We start from the raw sequence: 17,947 nt of genomic DNA, 5'->3' as shown, positions 1-17,947 counted from the left end.
GCCGCGTTCGTCGCAGGGCGGCGAGCCGACGGGAGGTGTCATGGAACCGCTGGTCCTGTATCTTGGTACGAAGACGTACTCGACATGGTCGCTCCGCGCCTGGCTCGCGCTGAAGCACACGGGCGCGCCGTTCTCGGAGGAGGTCATCGCGCTGTATCAGCCGGGCTCGCGCGAGGCGCTCCTCCGGCGCTCGCCGTCGGGGCGCGTCCCGGCGCTGCGGCACGGCGATCTCGTCCTCTGGGACTCCCTCGCGATCTGCGAGTACGTCGCCGAGCTCTTCCCCGAGGCGCGGCTCTGGCCGGCCGATCGCGCGGCGCGCGCGCTGGCCCGGTCGGTGTCGAGCGAGATGCACTCCGGGTTCGCGGCGCTGAGGAGCGCCATGTCCATGGATCTTCGCCGGGAGATCGCCCCGATCGCGCACGACGCGGCGGCGGACGCCGACATCAGCCGCGTGACGTCGATCTGGAGCGAGTGCCGGGCGGCGCACCGCGACAAGGGAGACTACCTGTTCGGGCATTTCACGATCGCCGACGCCATGTTCGCCCCGGTGGTCACGCGGCTCCGCACGTACGCGGTCCCGCTCACGGGCGCCGCGGCGGAGTACGCCGAGACGATGTGGCGGCACCCGGGGCTCGCGGAGTGGGTGGCCGCGGCGCAGGCGGAGTCGCTGACGGGGTAGCGCCTCGCCGGCCGAGGTGGTGGCCCAATTTGCCCCGGAGTGATTCCCATGAAGGCGGGAAGGCAGGAAGATCAATGATCTTTCTTCCCGCCTTCCCGCCTTCATGTTCAAATCCGGCCCCCCGGCCGACGAGTCGACAGCGCTACTTGCGCAGCTCTTCGATGGCCGCGGCGAGCTCCGCGGGCGGCAGGGGGTCGGCGGCGCGCCAGGGCGGCATGCGCAGCGGCGAGGTCGCCGGCTCCTGCAAGCGAAGGATGGCCGCGTCCTTCGTCTCCCGCGACATGCCGTCCAGGTTCTTCACGTTGAACCTGGCGCGGCTCAGCGCCGGGTTCACGCGACCGTCGTGGCAGCGCGAGCAGAGCTGCGTGAGCACGGCGCGCCCGCTCGCCCCCGGCGGCGGCACCAGGCCCAGCTTCACCTTCGCGTCCGCGGAGAAGAGGTCGCGCGAATCGAGCAGGGATTGTCGCGGGGCCGCGCCCGTCACCACGTCGAGGTAGGACCGGGTCCGCTCCGCGCGGAGCGCGGGATCCGTCACGTCCACGAGCGGGTAAGGCACCGAGATCGAGTCCCCCGCCAGCGACACGGCGAACTGCTTCTCCCAGGTCGGGCTCGACGGGCCGACCTTGATCTCGGCCTCGATGCGCGGGTCGAACGCGTTCGGCTGCGCCGACTGGCCCTCGGCGGCGAGCAGCGCCTCGAGGTGCGCGCCGCTGCCCTCGTCGATGGCATTCTGGATGGTCGCGATGGGGATGCCGCCGTACTGCGCGTCGTGCGCGTGGGCCTCCGCGAACTGCGCCGTGAGCACCCGATCGGACTCCGTGCGCTGCACGAAGCGCTGCGGGAACCAGTGCATCCAGGGGAACTCCAGCTCCTGCATGCGCAAGATCTTCCTCGTGCCGTGGCCGTCGGGCTGGTGGCACGAGCGACAGTCGAACGACGTATTCTCGACGTCCTCCTCGCTGTAAACGCTGAACGCGGTCCAGCCGTGCTCCACCTCTTCGGTGAGCAGGCTCGCGAGATCGCAGCCGCCGTCGTAGTCGCACTGCCGCTCGAACGTGAACAGGTAGAAGTTGTAGTCGCCGGTCGAGAGATCGCGGCTCACGATCTCGACGAAGGGCTCGCCGCGGACGAAGCCGAGCGCGGTCATCTCTGCCGGCCTTTCGCGCATCTCCGACACGCGCGGAAAGATGATGATGCGCGGATTGACGGCCGAGACGGCCCTCTTCACGAGCGAGGTGGAGTTGCCGGTGAGCGCGAAGGCGCGATCTTCGTCGAGCTTCGCGACCCTGAGCAAGCTGGCGAAGTCGGTGATGTTCGGCCGCGGCGTGGCGCACATCGCCCGGAAGAAGCTGTCGCCGCGCGGCGACGCGCAGAACGCGCGGTACTGCGCCTCGCGCGTGGGCAGGCTCCACAGCTCCGGGTCGGGAGCGCTCACGGGCGGCAGCGTGTCCCAGTCGATCGTCGCCTGGTCCGTGGCGAGCTCCTCGCCGATCTCGCCGACGACGCAGCCCGACAGCAGCAGCGAAGCCAGGCACAGGCTCGGAAGGTACTTCATGACGGCCTCCTGCGGCGGGCGCCGAACGTCATCCAACCGGCAATGAGCGCGATGGCCAGGAGCGGCGCGCGGCGCTCGGCAGGCCCGCCCGTCGCGCTGCAGCCCAGGCCCAAGAAGCCTCCGGCGTCGCTCGGCGCCTCGCCCGGCGCCTCGCCCTCGCTCGGCCCCGCGTCGACGGTGCCGTCCAGCTGCTGCACATAGGCGATGAGCTGCCCGAGCTCGGCTTCGCTGAGCCCGCTGATGAAGGCGTGGCGATCTTCCGGGTTGGCCGTGACGAGGACGTCGCGCAGCGTCGGCGCGGAGCCGTCGTGCAAGTACGGCGCGGTCTCCCACACGCCGTTCAGCGTCGGCGTGTCGATGCCGAGCAGCGGCTCACCGGCGCGCATCCCGGAGGACGGCTTCACGGTGCCCACGTCGTGCAGCTTGCCGCGCGCGCTGTCGGTCCCGTCGGGCCCCGTGTGGCAGAAATCGCAGCCGAGGCGCTTGAAGATCGCGCGACCCGCGACGCCGTCTTCGGTGAGCGAGCCGTCGGGGTTGCGATAGGGGCTCGGGCGGTACGTGTCGAGCGAGCCGAGGAACGCCGCCAGCGCGTCGAGCTCGGGGCTCAGGCCGGCCTTCTTGTCGCCGCGCGGCGTGCCGACGGTCCCCACGGCGAGCTGCTCGGCGGTCAGGAACCCCTTCCCGCCGAACAGGTGGCGGATGTTGTCGTCCGAGTCCTGGATCTCGTCGAAGCTTCCGCTCCAGTTGACGTTGCCGTGGCCCGTGCCGCGCCGCCCCAGCAGCGAGACGGTGTTGCGGAGCCCCTCCCCCGCGCTGCCGAAGTCCCAGACTCGCCCGTCCTCCGCGCCGTCGAAGTGACACGACGCGCAGCTGATGTAGCCCTGGTCGCTCATGCGGATATCGGCCGAGTTGAAGAACAGCTGCTTGCCGCGCAAGACCTGGGGATCGAGCTTCTCCACGGCGACGGTCGGGATCTCGACCAGCTTCTTGGTGATGAGGTCGTGCGAGCTCACGATGTCGGCGACGTCGTAGACCGTCACCGCGCGGCTGAGCGACGCGTGCACGAACAGCTTGTTGGTTTCGGTCAGCGCCAGGCCGCGCGGCGCGAAGCCCGTCTCCTTCAGCGCGGTCACGAACTCGCCCGTGTAGGCGTCGCGGACCTCCACCAGGGCCGAGCCGGCGACGCTGACGAAGGCATAGTCGCCGAGCGGCGTGAACACGACCTGGTTCGGCAGGTTGCGATCGTCCAGATCGATGCGCCGCGCGACGTCCTCGACGCCCTCCGCGAGGTTCAGCAGCGCCACGAGCGGACGTACCGTGTTGTCGTCGGTGAGGTCGAGCCCATCGCGGAATGGCCCACGAAAGATGTTGTCCTTCTTGCCCGGCACCCACGCGAACGCGCCGTCGGGCGAGAGCCCCACCGAAAACAGGTAGTTCGGCAGGCCGCGCCCTTGTTGATCCGTGTCCTCCGTCGTGGTGTCCGCGGCGAGCGCGAAGCGCGTGCTCACCTGGAAGGTCGCCGCGTCGATGCGCGCCACCTCGCCCTGGCTGTCCTCGGAGAGGAAGCGCGTGACGTAGATCTGCGCGCCGTCGTGCGACACCGAGACGCCCCGCGGCGTACCGCCGAGCGCGAGCTCGGCCACGACGGCGCCGCTCGCCACGTCCAGCTTCAGCACCTTGCCGACCGCCATCAGCGTCACATACGCGGCGTCTCCGGTCGGGCTGATCGCGAGGCCCATCGGCTGCGACGCGTACGGCAGTGCGATCTCGCGCTCCACCGAGAGCGACGCGGTGTCGAGGATGGAGACCGAGTGCGCATCCCGGTGCAGCACCCACAGCTTGCCTTGCGCGGTGAGCGCGAGCCCGACCGGGCCGCGCGCCACCGGCACCTCCGCGACCTTGGTCAGCGCGCTCGCATCGAGCACGCTCACGCTGTCGTTCTCGTAATTGGCCGTGTAGACCTTCGCGTTCGGCGGGTCGTACACGAGGTCGGTCGAGCCCGCCGCGCTCCCCGCGACGAGCGGCCGATGCACCGTGTGCACGAACGAGACGCTGGTGAACCCGACATCGTCTTTGACCGTCGCCAGCACCGGGTAGTGGCCGGGAGCGGCGTAGGTGTGCACCTGCTGCACGTCGTCGACCGTGAACTCGGTGCGTGTCTCGTCTCCCATGTCCCAGCGCACCTGCACGGGGCCGACCGCGTCGGCGATCGTCAGGTCGAACGTGACGGCCTCGCCGGCGACCGAGGACGCGCGGTCGGCGATGCTGGCCGTGATGGCCAGCGCCTCGGCCGGCCAGGCCGCGACCGAGCAGATGCCTCCGAGCAGGCCGATGAGCTTCGGGAGCGAGCGCATGACTCAGGGACCGGTCGTGAACGTCGACTTGAACTCGGCCGCGATGCCGTTGCCGACGAGGTCTTTCATACCGTCCTTCGGCAGGACGATCTCGTAGGTCGTGTTCGGCATCAGGTCCTCGTCGGGATCGAAGTTGACGATGCCCATGTACAGGCCGAACTTGCCCTTCACCTGCTGCCCGCCGACCGGCCTCACGATGAAGCTGCCGTGGTGAACCGTGGCGATCTCGACGTTGTCGGTGAGGCTGAGGCCGATGCGCGACTTCCTGGACAGCCCCGTCGCGCCGTTCTTCGGCAGCACCGTGTCGACCGCCGGGGGCGTGGTGTCCGGCTCGGTGGAGTGCGCGGCGATGACCATGCCGCGGTAGGGCAGCTCGTCGTCGGCCAGCACCAGCAGGCTGCCGACCGGGATCGAGAACTGGTCGTCGCCGTTCGTGAACTCGAGCCGGCCCCAGACGCGGCTCGTGATCGACATCTTGTGGATGTCGCGCACGTCGATCTTGGAGACGCCCGCATCCGGCCGCAGGTGACCGAGAAACAGAGTTCCATCGGAGAAGCTCATGTACTCGGACCCGGCGGGGTAGCCCTTGGCCCTGAACGCCGAGTCGGGCAGCGTGGCGATGGGGGCATTGGCCGAGCCGATGTCGGTGGGGTCGGTCAGCACGTCCCACACGCGCAGCGGCGACTGCACGTAGACGTGCTTGCCGTACAGGCCGCAGATGTAGCTCTTGCTCGGGGTGATGAAGTCGAGCGCGACCGGGTTCATCGGATCGCTGATGTCCATCGTCGCGATGCCGCCGTTGTCCTTGGGCGTCGTGATGACGAGCGTATTGCCCACGGCCCACAGCGGACCGGCGCTCACGCCGCCGAACTGCGAGATCGGGATCTTCTTGACGAACTTCACGTCCTCGGGATCCGCGGCGTCGAGGATGTGCAGGCCCGTGTTGGTGCCGCCGATGTAGATGACGCTGCCCTGCCAGTACATGCCCCAGACGGCGTCGGTGAAGTCCCCGTAGTTGACGCCGTCGAGCTTGACGAGCCTCACGTGACGCGGCGCGCGGGCGTCGGTGACGTCCCAGATGTCGACGCCGGTGCCCGAGGTGGTGACCTGGTAGAACTTGTCGCCATAACGGCCGAGCGAGGTCTGATGCGACTCGGCCTCGCCGACGCCCTTGGGCCCTCCCCTGGGATCGAAGCCAGGGCTCTGCATGCGCGAGAGCATCTTCGGATTGGCCGGATCGGCGATGTCGTAGAAGACGATCTCGGCGTTGCCGGCGCCTTGAACGTAGCCGTTGACGACGATCGGCTGGTTCTGGTGGTGGCCCGCCTCGAGCGTCGGCGACACCAGGCCATCTCGCCACTTGTCGCGCGGCAGGTTGACCTTGTTCGCCGGCATCGGCATGTTCGGGATCGTGCCTTCCGGAGCGGTGATCGCGTCCGGCTCGACGCCGACCGGGCCGCCGCCGGTGCCGGTCGTGGCGTCTCCGCCCGAGCCGCTCGTGGCGCCGCCGCTCGTGGAGCTGCTGCTCGTGGAGTTGCTGCTCGTGGCTCCCACCGTGGGCATCGGCGCCCCGCCGCCAGTGCCCGTCGCCACGGAGGTGGTATCGGCGGTGCTGCCGCCGTCTCCTTCCGGCGTCGGGCCGAGGTCGGCGCCGCCGGAGCACGCCGCGAGCAGGGCGGCGAACGAAGGAAAGCCGAGCCAACGCATCCGAATAGTCTTCGTACGCATCCCTATCCTCTTGAGTAGGCGTAAGTAATGAGTAATGATGGATGGCCAGCCCGCGGAAACCTCGAGCCGACGGTATCCACCGCTGTCGCAGCGGACACGCCGGGCGCGCGGACACGCGGGGCGACCAGTTGAGGAATATTGTGAACGCTAACATTTCACATGTCAACAACGATCGATATCGGCCGAATTTGAACATGTTTTCCATGTTAACGTTAACAAAATGATGCAAGGCGGCATGCCCGCCTGTCGCGGAGAGCTGGCCCGCGTCGCGAACACGCGCGTAGGCCGAGCCGCGACGCCGGTGGCGCCGCGCTCGTCCCTGGCTCCTGGGGCGAGCATGAGAAAATTTAACCAATAGTGATATTTCACCCCGGCTCCCGGGGCGACATCAGAAAATTGGAGTGATATTGAGATCTCCGGGCTGCGCTCGGGGCTCTCCCCCGGTGCATCCGCGTCCACCGCGGCGAGGGCGAGCGTTGGCAGGCGCCCTCTTGGGTTGCCGCAGGCGGCGCTGCGCCCGGTCGTCGAAGCCCACCCCGGCGGCCGGATCACCGGCCGCGCGGGGCGCGGGGGCGTCGTGGCCAGTCGGCTACGTCCGCGCCTTCACGCGTTTGACCTTCTTCTTCTCCTTGCGCTCCAGGAGCCGCAGCACCGCAACGGACCTGTCGACGAGCAGGTAGCGCTCGCCCCCTGCCCTCGCCGGCACCGTGCGCGCCGGCTCCGCGGCGGTGCGGGTGTCGATGAGCACCTCCCACCGCTCGCCGAACTCGATCGCGGGCAGCACGAACTCCAGCGGCGAGTGGTTCGCGTTGATGAGCACGAGCAGCGTGTCGCCCGTGATCGGCTCGCCGCGCGGGCCGCACGACCAGAGGGCGTCGCCGCCGAGCAGGTAGCCGATCGCCCGCGCGTTCGGGTGGGTCCAGTCCTCCGGCGTCATCTCGCCGCCGTCGGGGCGGAACCACACGATGTCCTTGAGCCCGCTCCCGTGCACGTAGCCGCCCGAGAAGAACGTCCGCCGGCGCAACACCGGCTGGCTGCGCCGGAGGGCGATGAGCCGGCAGGTGAACTCGAACAGCTGCCGCCGCCGCTCGTCGAGATCCCAGTCGTGCCACGAGAGCTCGTTGTCCTGGCAGTAGGCGTTGTTGTTGCCGAGCTGCGTCCTGCCGATCTCGTCGCCGGCGTTGATCATCGGCACCCCCTGCGAGAGGAGCAGCGTCGCGAGGAGGTTGCGCTTCTGGCGCTCGCGCAGCTCGACGACCGCCGGGTCGTTCGAGGGGCCCTCGACCCCGTGGTTGTAGCTGTGGTTGTTGTTCGTGCCGTCCCGGTTCCCCTCGCCGTTCGCCTCGTTGTGCTTCTCGTTGTACGAGACGAGATCGTTCAGCGTGAAGCCGTCGTGCGCCGTCACGAAGTTCACGCTCGCGTACGGCCGGCGCCCGCTCGACGCGTACAGGTCGCTCGACCCGGTGAGCCGGTAGCCGAGGTCGGCCGCGAGCAGATCCCCCTTCCAGAAGCGGCGGACCGAGTCGCGATAGCGATCGTTCCACTCCGTCCAGAGGACGGGGAAGTTGGCGACCTGATACCCGCCCTCACCCACGTCCCACGGCTCGGCGATGAGCTTGACCCGCGAGAGGACCGGGTCCTGGTGGATGATGTCGAAGAACGAGCTCAGGCGGTCGAAGTCGTGGTGGCCGCGGGCCAGGGCCGACGCGAGGTCGAAGCGGAAGCCGTCGACGTGCATCTCGGTCACCCAGTACCGCAGGCTGTCCATCACCAGCTTCAGCGTCTGGTAATGGCGCGTGTTCACCGTGTTCCCGCAGCCCGTGAAGTCCATGTAGTAGCGCGGGTTGTGCGGCACGAGCCGGTAGTAGGCCCAGTTGTCGACCCCCTTCAGGGAGAGCGTCGGGCCGAGGTGGTTGCCCTCGGCGGTGTGGTTGTAGACGACGTCGAGGATCACCTCGATGCCGGCGGCGTGGAGCGCCTTCACCATCGCCTTGAACTCGGCCACCTGCTGGCCGAGCCGCCCGCTCGACGAGTAGCGGCCCGCGGGCGCGAAGTACGAGAGCGTGTTGTAGCCCCAGTAGTTGATGTGCCCGCGCTCCCAGATCTCGCGCTCGCTCGCCATCTCGTGCACGGGGAGCAGCTCGAGCGCGGTGACGCCGAGCTTCTTGAAGTGGGCGATCGCCGCCTCGGAGGCGAGCCCCGCGTAGCTGCCGCGCAGGTGCGCGGGGACGCCGGGGTGCCGCTGGGTGAACCCCTTGACGTGCACCTCGTAGATGATCGTGTCCTGCCAGCGGGTCGCCGGCGGCCGGTCGCCGTCCCACGCGAAGCGGTGATCGACGACCACGGACTTCGGCGCGCCCCAGGCGCTGTCGCGGTGGCAGATTTCGAGGTCGTCGAGCGCGGTCGGCGGCGGCGGCGGCGTCGACGCGCCCTGCTTCACGCGCGGCTGGCGCTCGCCCGACTTGCCCGCGCGGCCGCCCTCGCCCTTCTCGGCCGCCGCGCCGTCGCGCCCCGCGTCCTTGGGCCGGCCGGCGCCGCCGCCGTCGCCGCGCTCGGACGGCCCGCCGCGGTCGTAGGCGAAGAGCGGCGCCTTCCAGTTCGGCTCGCTGGAGAGCGCGTACGCGTACGGATCGACGAGGAGCTTCGCCGGGTTGAAGCGGTGCCCGGAGCGCGGATCGTACGGCCCGTGCACCCGGTAGCCGTAGAGCTGGCCGGGCTTGAGCCCCGGCACGTACCCGTGGAAGACGTGGGCCGTTCGCTCGGGGAGCTCGATGCGCTCGCGCTCCACGACATCGTCGACGGCCTCGAAGAGGCAGAGCTCGACCTTCGTGGCGGACTGAGAGAACAGCGTGAAGTTGACCCCCTCGCCGTCATAGACGGCGCCGAGGGGGGTCGGCGTGCCGGGCCATATGCGTCTGGTCATCGGAAAAACCTGTGGAGTCGCCCTATTCGCGAAATCGGCGCCGCTGTCGAGACACAAGCGCGACCGGCTCGATTTTTCGCCCCCAGGCCCCGGATCGGCCGCCGGGATCGGGCGCCGCCCGCCGCCGGGATCAGGCGCCGCCTCCGCGCCTGCCCGGTCCTACGCCGACGCGCGCAGGCAGGGCCATGACGCGGCGGCGCCGGGGCGGCCCGACGAACAGATGGAGCATCGCCAAGCGCGCGAGCCGGGATAGACTCCGCCCCGAACGCCTGGAGCCAAGCGAAAAACGCCCATGTCTTCTCCCTCTGCCGAAAACCAGTCCCAGGGCTCGTCCCAGAGCTCGCCTCCTCCCTCCGGCGCGCGCCGTCGCATCTCCGGCGTGACGGTGCCGCTCTTCTCGCTCCGCAGCGATCGCTCGTGGGGCATCGGCGAGATCGGTGATCTCCCCGAGTTCGCCGCGTGGATGCGCGGCGCGGGGCTCCGCCTCGTGCAGCTCCTGCCGCTCGGCGAGGTGTCGGGCGGCGAGACGTCGCCGTACATGGCGCTCTCCGCGTTCGGCATCGACCCGATGTACATCTCGCTCTCGGCCGTGCCCGAGCTCCCGCCGGAGCTCTACGGCGAGGCGCTCGGCGACGACGCGGCGGCGCTCGATCGCGCGAAGCAGAGCGCGCGCGTCGACTACGATCTCGTGCGCCGCGTGAAGGGGCGGGCGCTGCGCTTCGCCTTCGACCGGTTCGAGCGGGAGCACCACGCGAAGCAGACGCCGCGCGCGGCCGAGCTGGCCGACTTCGTGAAGCGGCAGTCGGACTGGCTGCCCGACTACGCGCAGTTCCGCGCGTTCAAGGACGGCTTCGGCGGCGTCGCGTGGTGGGACTGGCCCGAGGAGATCCGCGAGCGGAGGCCGGAGGCGCTCGACAGGCTGCGGCAGGAGCGCGCGCGGGACATCCTCTACTACGAGTACGTCCAGTGGCTCGCGCACACGCAGTGGGAGGCGGCGCGCGCGGATCTCCGGGAGAAGGGGGTCGAGATCATGGGCGACCTCCCGTTCATGGTGTCGCGCGACAGCGCCGACGTGTGGGCGCACCAGGACGAGTTCCGGCACGACATGTCGGTCGGCGCCCCGCCGGATCAGTTCGACACGGAGGGGCAGAACTGGGGGCTCCCGCCGTACTACTGGGCCCGGATGCGCGAGAACGGCTTCGCGTGGCTAAGGCGGCGCTGCCGCTACACGGGGCTGCTCTGCGACCGGTTCCGGATCGATCACCTGGTCGGCTTCTACCGGACGTACATCTTCCCGGAGCGCAAGAGCCAGGGGCAGGGGGGCGAGCGGCCCAGGGCGACGTTCGATCCGGCGGAGGAGCCGGAGCAGCGCGAGCACGGCGAGCGCGTGGTGCGGGCGATGATCGAGGGGGCGGCGGAGACCGGGGCGCAGCTCGTGGCCGAGGATCTCGGCGCGGTGCCGCCGTGGGTGCGGGCGTCGCTGACGGCGCTCGGGGTGCCGGGGTACAAGGTGCTGATCTGGGAGAAGGACGACGTGGTGTTCCGCAATCCGGCGGAATACCCGCCGCTCTCGGTCGCGTGCTTCGGGACGCACGACACCGACTCGGTGGTGGCGTGGTGGGAGTCGCGGGACGACCGGGAGCGCGCGGGGGTGCTCGATCTGCCGCAGCTCGCGCCGCGGCGGCACGAGTTCGGGCGGGAGTTCACGAAGGAGACGCACCGGGCGCTGCTCGACCTGATCCACGGGTCGAAGAGCGAGCTCGTGCTGCTGCTCGTGCAGGACGTGCTCGCGACGCGGGATCGGGTCAACACGCCGGGGACCGTGGGGCCGGAGAACTGGTCGCTGCGGCTGCCGGCGCCGCCGGCGGAGATGGACCGGGATCCCGAGGTGCGGGGGGCGCTCGATCGGGTGCGGGAGAGCATCGAGGCGAGCGGGCGCGGCTAGGCGCCTCGCCAGGGCGGGTGAGCTGAAACGCCCGGCCCGAGGGGGGTGAGCTCGTGCGGGCGCGGGGTGGGGGCCCCGCCGAACTCGCCTGAGCCATGGGCCAGCCGGCTTCGCCGGCTAACCCATGGCTCAGGCTCAAACATCGGCCCATCCCCCACCCCGCGCCCGCACGAGCTCACCCCCCTCGGGCCTACCGCCATGCCGAGGGACCAAGCGGCCCGGACTCGTCCCTCGAGAACACGATCGTCACGCGGAGCGATCGCGGACTTGCTTGACAGGCAACCTATTGGTTGCATATTGACAGGCAACCGATTGGTTGCATGATGGGGCCGGTGAGCGGCTCGATGGACAAGGTCTTCAAGGCGCTCGCGGATCGGAGCCGCAGGAAGCTGCTCGATCGGCTGCACGCCGAGAACGGGCAGACGCTTGGGCAGCTCTGCGAAGGGCTGGACATGACACGCCAGGCGGTCAGCAAGCACCTGGCCGTGCTCGAGGACGCGAACCTCGTCGCCGTCGTCTGGCAGGGGCGGGAGAAGCTCCACTACCTGAACCCGGCGCCGATCGGCGAGATCTACGAGCGATGGATAGGCAAATACGAGCGCCAGCGCGTGCGGGCGCTCGACGCGCTCAAGCGCGCGCTGGAGGGAGAGAGCAACGATGAGTAAACCCGAGTTCGTCTACGTCACGTACATCGCCTCGACCCTGGACAAGGTGTGGGAGGCGCTGACCACCGGAGAGTTCACCCGGCAATACTGGGGCGGCAGGACCATCCAATCCGAGTGGAAGCCCGGGTCCGCCGTGAAGCACGTCAAGGAAGACGGCTCGTTCGACTGGGAAGGCGAGGTCCTCAAGGCCGAGCCGCCGAAGCTCCTCGCCTATACCTTCGGCAACGTGCTCGGAGAACGCCCGTCGCGCGTCACCTTCGAGCTCGCCCAGTTCGGCGCGCACGTGAAGCTCACCCTCACCCACGACCAGTTCGCGGAGAACAGCAAGGTGCTCCCCGCCATCAGCAACGGCTGGCCCGCCATCCTGTCGAGCATGAAGAGCCTCCTCGAGACCGGGAAGGCCCTCTACCCCGAGTGGCGGTGACCCCACCGGCAGGCGGCCGCACTGCAAATCCATCGACCCGCTGGAAACACCGGTCCGCCCCGCTCGCCCGCGGTTGGGGAGCCCACGCGGCCTGACTCGCTGCGTCGTGGCGGCATGATTCACGCGCTCGTGAAGTACATGCCGGCGAAACATTCCGGAAAACTGCCTCCTCTTACCTTCGCCGTCGAGGAGGCCACCAGTGAACGAAATCAACGCCTCGGACACCACCTGGCTCCTGGTCTCGTCGGCAATGGTCCTGCTGATGACGCCAGCGCTGGCCCTGTTTTACGGGGGCATGGTCCGAACCAAGAACACGCTCAGCACTTTCATGCACAGTTTCTTCGCCATGGGCATCGTGACCCTGGCGTGGGTGACCATCGGGTACTCGATGGCGTTCGCCGAATCCAAGGGCGGGTTGATTGGCGGCCTCGATTACGCGTTCCTGAACGGCGTCGGCACCGAGCCGCGCGCCGGGACGACCGTGCCTCACCTCCTGTTCATGGCGTTCCAGATGATGTTCGCCATCATCACGCCGGCGCTGATCTCGGGCGCCTATGCCGAGCGCATCAAGTTCTCGTCATACGTGGTGTTCACGCTGCTCTGGTCGCTCGCGGTCTACAGCCCCATCTGCCACTGGGTCTGGAACCCGGGCGGCTGGCTCCTCGCGCGCGGCGCGCTCGACTTCGCCGGCGGCACCGTGGTGCACCTCGCCTCGGGCGCGAGCGCGCTCGTGATGGCGATCGTGATCGGCAAGCGCAAGGGGTACCCGACGCGCAAGATCGTGCCGCACAACCTCACCATGACGCTGCTCGGCGCCGGCCTGCTGTGGTTCGGCTGGTTCGGCTTCAACGGCGGCTCCTCGCTGGCGGCGAACGGGCTCGCGAGCGTCGCGTTCGTGAACACGCACATCGCGGCCGCCATCGGCGCGCTCGCCTGGGCGCTCATCGAGGCCGTGCGCTTCGGCAAGCCGTCGCTCCTCGGCGTCGCGTCGGGCCTCGTGGCGGGCCTCGTCGCCATCACGCCGGCCGCGGGCTTCGTCGGGCCGATGGCGTCCGTCGCGATCGGGCTCGCGGCGGGCGCGGTGTGCTACGGCGCGGTGATGCTGAAGGGCAAGCTGGGCTATGACGACAGCCTCGACGCGTTCGGCATCCACGGCGTGGGCGGCCTGCTCGGCGCCCTGCTCACCGGCGTGTTCGCCTCCAAGGTGTGGAACTCGGCCGGCCAGGACGGCCTCATCAAGGGCAACTCGGCGCTGCTCACCGAGCAGCTCATCGCCGCCGCGGTCGCGGCCGGCTACGCGGCGCTGGTCACCTTCGTGCTCGTGAAGGGCATCAACGCGGTGATGGGCTTCCGGGTCGACCCCGAGACGGAAGACGAGGGCCTCGACGGCATCCTCCACGGCGAGGAGGCCTACGCGCTCGGCGAGGGCAGCGCGCACGCGGTCGAGTCGATCCCCCCGACCTCCTCCGCGCCCGCTCCGTCGCCGGTCCTGGCGCGCGAAGGCGCCTGATCCAGCGCAGCGGAAGCGCGCCCGCGAGGGCCGCCTGGCGAGAGCCGGGCGGCCTTCGCCGTTTTGTCCCCCCGCCCTTCGCTCCGGGGCGCCCGCGCCGCCTCAGCTCGCGGCGCGCAGCCACTGCCGCGACAGCTCGAGCACGCGCGCGTTCTCGGGGATCTCCCCGAGGAAGCTCCGGCGGTGCGCCGCGGGCAGCCGCTCCGCCCGCGCGCGCAGCCGCTCGCCCACGCCGGCGATCGCCGCGCACGCGGCCTCGCGCTCGCCCGCCGCGTGGAGCGCCTCCGCGTAGACGAGGCGGGCGAACGTGCCCTTGTAGCCGGGCGCGCCCCAGCGATCGTGCGCCGACACCACCTCCGTCGCCGTGGCGAGCGCGTCCTCGACGCGGCCCGCGGCGAGCCGGATCGAGGAGAGCAGCGCCCGCGCGCCCGCCTGCTCCAGCGGCAGGAACGCGAGCAGATCGATCGCGGTCAGCGCCTCGCGCTCCGCCGCCTCGAGATCGCCCTCGCGGCGGAGCAGGCTCGCGAGCGCCCAGCGCGCGAACCCCTGCTGCAGCGGGTTGCGCCGCTCCAGCCCCATCCCGAGCATCGCCCCCGTCTCGTCCCGCGCCCCGTCGAGCGCGCCGCGATCGATCAGCATCTCGATGCGCAGGAACGTCCGCAGCCACGACACCGGGCCGAGCTCCTCGCCCGCGGACATCGTCTCGAACAGCTCGCGCTCCGCCCGGTGGAGATCGCCGAGCAGCCGGGCGTTCATCCCGATCGCCACCTGAGACACGATCGACCCGCGCCAGTAGCCCGCCTGCACGAAGCTCGCGCGCGCCGCCTCGGCCTGGCACAGCCCCGCCCACAGATCCCCGTCCCGCCACGCCTCGTGGAACGCGTGCGCGATCTGCAGCCACCCGCGCGCCACGGGCTCGCGATCCGCGACCGGCTCCGCCACCTCGCGCACCCGCCGCGTCAGCGCCTCGGCGAGCCGGAACTCGCCCAGCTGGGCCGCGTAGTAGCTCCCCACCCCGAGCGCGAACGCCGCCACCCCCGTCGCCTCCGGCGCGAGCTCCACCGCCTGCAGCGCCCGCACCGTCGCCGTGAACTCGTCCATGCGCCCGAGGTGGATGTCGGCGGTGATCTTCGCCGGCACCGTCCGCACCCACGGCATGCTCCCGGGCGTCAGGAAGCGCTGCGCCTGCTCGAGGTAGAGCAGCGCGTAGTCCCACTCGCTGCGCCACGCGTGCACCTCCGAGAGCACGCCGAGGAGGCTCAGCTGCACCGCGTCCGGCACGCCGCACTCGAGCCCGCGCCGGGCGCGCGCGATCGCCGCGTCCGCGTCGCTCCCCCGCAGCGCCTGCTCGGCCGCGCGCAGGTAGAAGCTCCCCGCGCGCAAGAGGTCGAGCCCCCGCTCGTAGTGCTCGGCGAGCATCGTCGGATCGCTCGCGCCGTTCTGCTCCAGGAACGCCGCCGCGAGCCGGTGCCCGAGGACGCGATCGGTGTCCGTGAGCATCTCGTAGGCCCCCTCCCGCAGGAGCGCGTGCCGGAACATGAACTCCTCGTCCCCGGGGACCCGGCTCTCCTTGCGGCGGACGATCACCTCCCCGTCGCAGAGCTCCGAGAGCACGTCGTGCGGAGCGGCCCACGGCTCCGCGCTCCCGAGCAGCGCCTCGACGCCGCCCCGCCAGAAGACGTCGCCGAAGACGCTCGCCGCGCGCAGCACCTTGCGCGCGTCGCCGTCGAGCGCGGCGAGCCGCGCCTGGACCATCGCCAGCACCGTCTCCGGCAGCACGTCGCCCTTGCCCTCGGCCACGGCCCGGATCAGCTCCTCCAGGTAGAACGCGTGGCCGTCCGCGTGCGCCACGAGGCGCGCCACCGTCGCCGCGTCCAGCTCCTCGCCGAGCGCGTGGCGCACCAGGCGCTCGCACGCCTTCTTCGGCAGCTTCGCGAGGTGAAGCACGCTGAGCGCGCGCCCGCTCCAGAGCGACGGGAACAGCTCGCGGACCTCGGGGCGCGCCAGCCCGAGCACCATGAACGGCTGCTCGCCGAGCGCGCCGAGCACCGCGTCGACGAAGCGCACCGTCGGCAGATCGCCCCAGTGCAGGTCCTCGAGCACGAGCAGGACGGGGCGCGCCGACGTCTCGGCGGCGAGGAAGTCCTCCCACGCGCGGCGCATCTGCTTGCTCATGGTCTCCGCGTCGTCGCGGGCCGCCCGCAGCAGCGCGCTCTCGGCGCCCGGGAACGGGACGCCGGCGATCTCCCCGAGGAACACGGCCACGCGCTCGCGGTCGGGGCCGGGGACGTGCCGCGCGACCCGCGCGACGATCTTCTGCTGGCGGGCGGCGGCCGCCTCGCCGCCGTGGATGCCGCACGCGCCGCGGATCGCCTGCCCGAGCAGGCCGAACGCCGAGCCCACGCGCAGCGCGTCGCCGCAGCCGGTCCAGATCTCGACCGGGCCGCCCTCGGCGCGGAGCGCGCGCGTGAACTCGTGGGCGATCCGAGACTTGCCGACGCCGGGGGGCGCCGTCACGAGCACGGCGCGGGCGACCGGCATCTCGACGCACTCGGCGAAGATGGTCTGCAGCGTGAGCAGCTCGCGATCCCGGCCGACGCACGCGCTCGCCCTGCCGAGCAGCGTCTGCGCGCCGCCCGCGAGGTCGCGCTCGCCGTGGAGCTCCCGCCGCTCGCCCTCGCCGGACACCTCGAACCGCGCGCCGAGGAGCCGGGCCGTCACGTCGTCGATCGCGATCGGCCGCGGGCGCGTGTCGGGGTGCCGCTGGACCGCCCGCCGCGCCTCGCAGGCGCCGAGCAGCCGCGCGGCCCGATCGATCGCCTCCCCCATCGGCAGCTGCCGCGCCATGTGCGCCCGGCCCGTGGAGAGCGCCATCGGCCGGGTCGGGGCCAGCTTCCGCAGCGCCAGCGCGCAGCGCGCCGCGTGCGCCGCCTGATCGGTCGCGTCCCGGCTCGCGACGATGGCGATCACCGCCGAGCCGTCGGCGAGCGCCTCCATGTGCCCGCCGTGCGCCTGCACGACCTGCCGCAGCTGCGCGTCCACGGTCACCTGCAGCGTCTGGTCGAGCGGCGCGGTGTCGGCCTCGACCGGCGCTGGCTCCTTCCCCACGAGCAGCACGGACAAGAGCCGCAGCTCGCTCGAGGTGAGCGCCTCGGGGCGCTCCGACGCGACCCCGCGCGGGGGCCCGCAGCCGGCGGACCGCAGGGTGCTCAGGATCACGGCGGCGGTCGCGCCGTCGCTGAGGCGCTCGTCCGGCTCCTTCGCGAGCATCAGGTGGATCACCGCGTCGAGCTGCGGGGGGACCTCGGGGCGGAGCGAGCGGACCGCGGGGACCTCGCCGAACAGGATCTTCGCGAGGATCGCGGGGATGTTCTCGCCGACGAACACGGGGTTGCCCGTGAGGCACTCGAAGAGCACGCAGCCGAGGGCGAACACGTCGGCGCGCGGCGTGAGCGCGTTGTACCCGACGCGCGCCTGCTCCGGGGCCATGTAGGCCGGCGTCCCGAGGGCGACCCCCGTCAGGGTCATCGGCGTCGCGTCGAGCCGGCGCGCGATCCCGAAGTCGAGGATCTTCACTTGGTCTATCTGCCCGTCGACGAGGAACAGGTTGCTCGGCTTGAGATCGCGGTGGACGACGTCGTGGGCGTGCGCGGCCGCGAGCGCCTCGCCGGCCCTGACCCCGAGCGTCAGCGTCTCTTCGATGCTGAGCCGGCCGCGCAGGAGGCGCCGCGCGAGATCCTCGCCTTCGAGCCACTCCATGGCGAGATAGGACTTGCCCGACGAGGCCCTCCCGTGGGCCACGTGCCGCACGATGCCCGGGTGGGAGAGCTCCGACAGGAGCCTTGCCTCCCGCTCGAACCGCGCCTCGTGCGCGCCCTCGCCGAGCACCACCTTGAGGGCGACCGTCTCGCCGGTCGCCCGATCGAGGGCCCGGAACACCTCCCCCATGCCGCCGGAGCCAGCGCGCGTGAGGAGCTCGAACCGCTGCCCGACGACGTCGCCGACGCGCATGAAAGAAGTATTGCCCGGCTGCCGATGCGATGTCCAGCGCGCGAGAAGGAGAGTCGGTCGCTCGCGCCGCTGTACTTGCGATCCTCGTAGGATTTCTCGCTCTACGTCTCTCGTGCTCGACAATCACGCTGGCAGCCGACATGCACGTTCATG

At 70.8% G+C, this 17,947-nt stretch carries 10 protein-coding genes; 5 read left to right on the top strand and 5 right to left on the bottom strand.

The window, feature by feature from the left end; all coding sequences use genetic code 11:
• Positions 1 to 40: 40 nt before the first annotated feature.
• Positions 41 to 679: a glutathione S-transferase family protein gene (locus tag WME98_RS38715; RefSeq protein WP_061623547.1), complete on the top strand. Its 639-nt coding sequence runs from the start codon at positions 41 to 43 to the stop codon at positions 677 to 679.
• Between the two features lie 142 nt (positions 680 to 821).
• Here the strand turns inward: WME98_RS38715 and WME98_RS38710 are convergent, their stop codons facing one another.
• From WME98_RS38710 to glgX, 4 genes are all read right to left on the bottom strand, one after another.
• On the bottom strand, positions 822 to 2,234 hold the full coding sequence (locus WME98_RS38710; RefSeq protein WP_437946750.1) for a c-type cytochrome: 1,413 nt from the start codon (positions 2,232 to 2,234) through the stop codon (positions 822 to 824).
• On the bottom strand, positions 2,231 to 4,588 hold the full coding sequence (locus WME98_RS38705; RefSeq protein WP_437946749.1) for a PKD domain-containing protein: 2,358 nt from the start codon (positions 4,586 to 4,588) through the stop codon (positions 2,231 to 2,233). Before WME98_RS38705 ends, WME98_RS38710 begins: the two co-directional genes overlap by 4 nt.
• A 3-nt stretch (positions 4,589 to 4,591) precedes the next feature.
• The gene (locus tag WME98_RS38700; RefSeq protein ID WP_437946748.1) at positions 4,592 to 6,295 is read right to left on the bottom strand and encodes an Ig-like domain-containing protein; all 1,704 of its coding nucleotides are present in this window, start codon (positions 6,293 to 6,295) and stop codon (positions 4,592 to 4,594) included.
• A 610-nt stretch (positions 6,296 to 6,905) separates the two neighbouring features.
• Positions 6,906 to 9,239, bottom strand: coding sequence for a glycogen debranching protein GlgX (glgX, locus tag WME98_RS38695; RefSeq protein ID WP_437946747.1), 2,334 nt, complete (start codon positions 9,237 to 9,239; stop codon positions 6,906 to 6,908).
• Positions 9,240 to 9,531: 292 nt separating this feature from the next.
• Here glgX and WME98_RS38690 point away from each other — a divergent pair, with 292 nt between their 5' ends.
• The 4 genes from WME98_RS38690 to WME98_RS38675 all read left to right on the top strand — a co-directional run bounded on the left by WME98_RS38690 (position 9,532) and on the right by WME98_RS38675 (position 13,783).
• Entirely contained in the window at positions 9,532 to 11,184 is a 1,653-nt protein-coding gene (locus WME98_RS38690) for a 4-alpha-glucanotransferase (protein ID WP_437946746.1), read from the top strand.
• A gap of 344 nt (positions 11,185 to 11,528) precedes the next feature.
• The gene (locus tag WME98_RS38685) at positions 11,529 to 11,849 is read left to right on the top strand and encodes an ArsR/SmtB family transcription factor (protein ID WP_061623556.1); all 321 of its coding nucleotides are present in this window, start codon (positions 11,529 to 11,531) and stop codon (positions 11,847 to 11,849) included.
• Positions 11,842 to 12,273, top strand: coding sequence for an SRPBCC family protein (locus tag WME98_RS38680; protein WP_437337590.1), 432 nt, complete (start codon positions 11,842 to 11,844; stop codon positions 12,271 to 12,273). The genes WME98_RS38685 and WME98_RS38680 overlap by 8 nt, the downstream gene beginning before the upstream one ends.
• A gap of 199 nt (positions 12,274 to 12,472) precedes the next feature.
• Entirely contained in the window at positions 12,473 to 13,783 is a 1,311-nt protein-coding gene (locus WME98_RS38675) for an ammonium transporter (RefSeq protein ID WP_437946745.1), read from the top strand.
• A gap of 102 nt (positions 13,784 to 13,885) precedes the next feature.
• Here the strand turns inward: WME98_RS38675 and WME98_RS38670 are convergent, their stop codons facing one another.
• Positions 13,886 to 17,794 carry a protein kinase domain-containing protein gene (locus WME98_RS38670; RefSeq protein ID WP_437946744.1) on the bottom strand — a complete coding sequence of 1,303 codons (3,909 nt, stop codon included), beginning with the start codon at positions 17,792 to 17,794 and terminating at the stop codon, positions 13,886 to 13,888.
• Positions 17,795 to 17,947 lie beyond the last annotated feature (153 nt).

Source organism: Sorangium sp. So ce296 (assembly GCF_051529605.1).
Classification (GTDB): Bacteria; Myxococcota_A; Polyangia; order Polyangiales; family Polyangiaceae; genus Sorangium; species Sorangium cellulosum_D.
Note: the sequence above shows the minus strand (reverse complement) of the source record. Positions and strands in the feature narration are given on the sequence as shown.

Coding starts and splice junctions, on each gene's coding strand:
- WME98_RS38715 (WP_061623547.1), top strand. CDS start 41: ATGGAACCGCTGGTCCTGTATCTTGGTACGAAGACGTACTCGACATGG.
- WME98_RS38670 (WP_437946744.1), bottom strand. CDS start 17,794: ATGCGCGTCGGCGACGTCGTCGGGCAGCGGTTCGAGCTCCTCACGCGC.
- WME98_RS38680 (WP_437337590.1), top strand. CDS start 11,842: ATGAGTAAACCCGAGTTCGTCTACGTCACGTACATCGCCTCGACCCTG.
- WME98_RS38700 (WP_437946748.1), bottom strand. CDS start 6,295: ATGCGTTGGCTCGGCTTTCCTTCGTTCGCCGCCCTGCTCGCGGCGTGC.
- WME98_RS38710 (WP_437946750.1), bottom strand. CDS start 2,234: ATGAAGTACCTTCCGAGCCTGTGCCTGGCTTCGCTGCTGCTGTCGGGC.
- glgX (WP_437946747.1), bottom strand. CDS start 9,239: ATGACCAGACGCATATGGCCCGGCACGCCGACCCCCCTCGGCGCCGTC.
- WME98_RS38690 (WP_437946746.1), top strand. CDS start 9,532: ATGTCTTCTCCCTCTGCCGAAAACCAGTCCCAGGGCTCGTCCCAGAGC.
- WME98_RS38705 (WP_437946749.1), bottom strand. CDS start 4,588: ATGCGCTCGCTCCCGAAGCTCATCGGCCTGCTCGGAGGCATCTGCTCG.
- WME98_RS38685 (WP_061623556.1), top strand. CDS start 11,529: ATGGACAAGGTCTTCAAGGCGCTCGCGGATCGGAGCCGCAGGAAGCTG.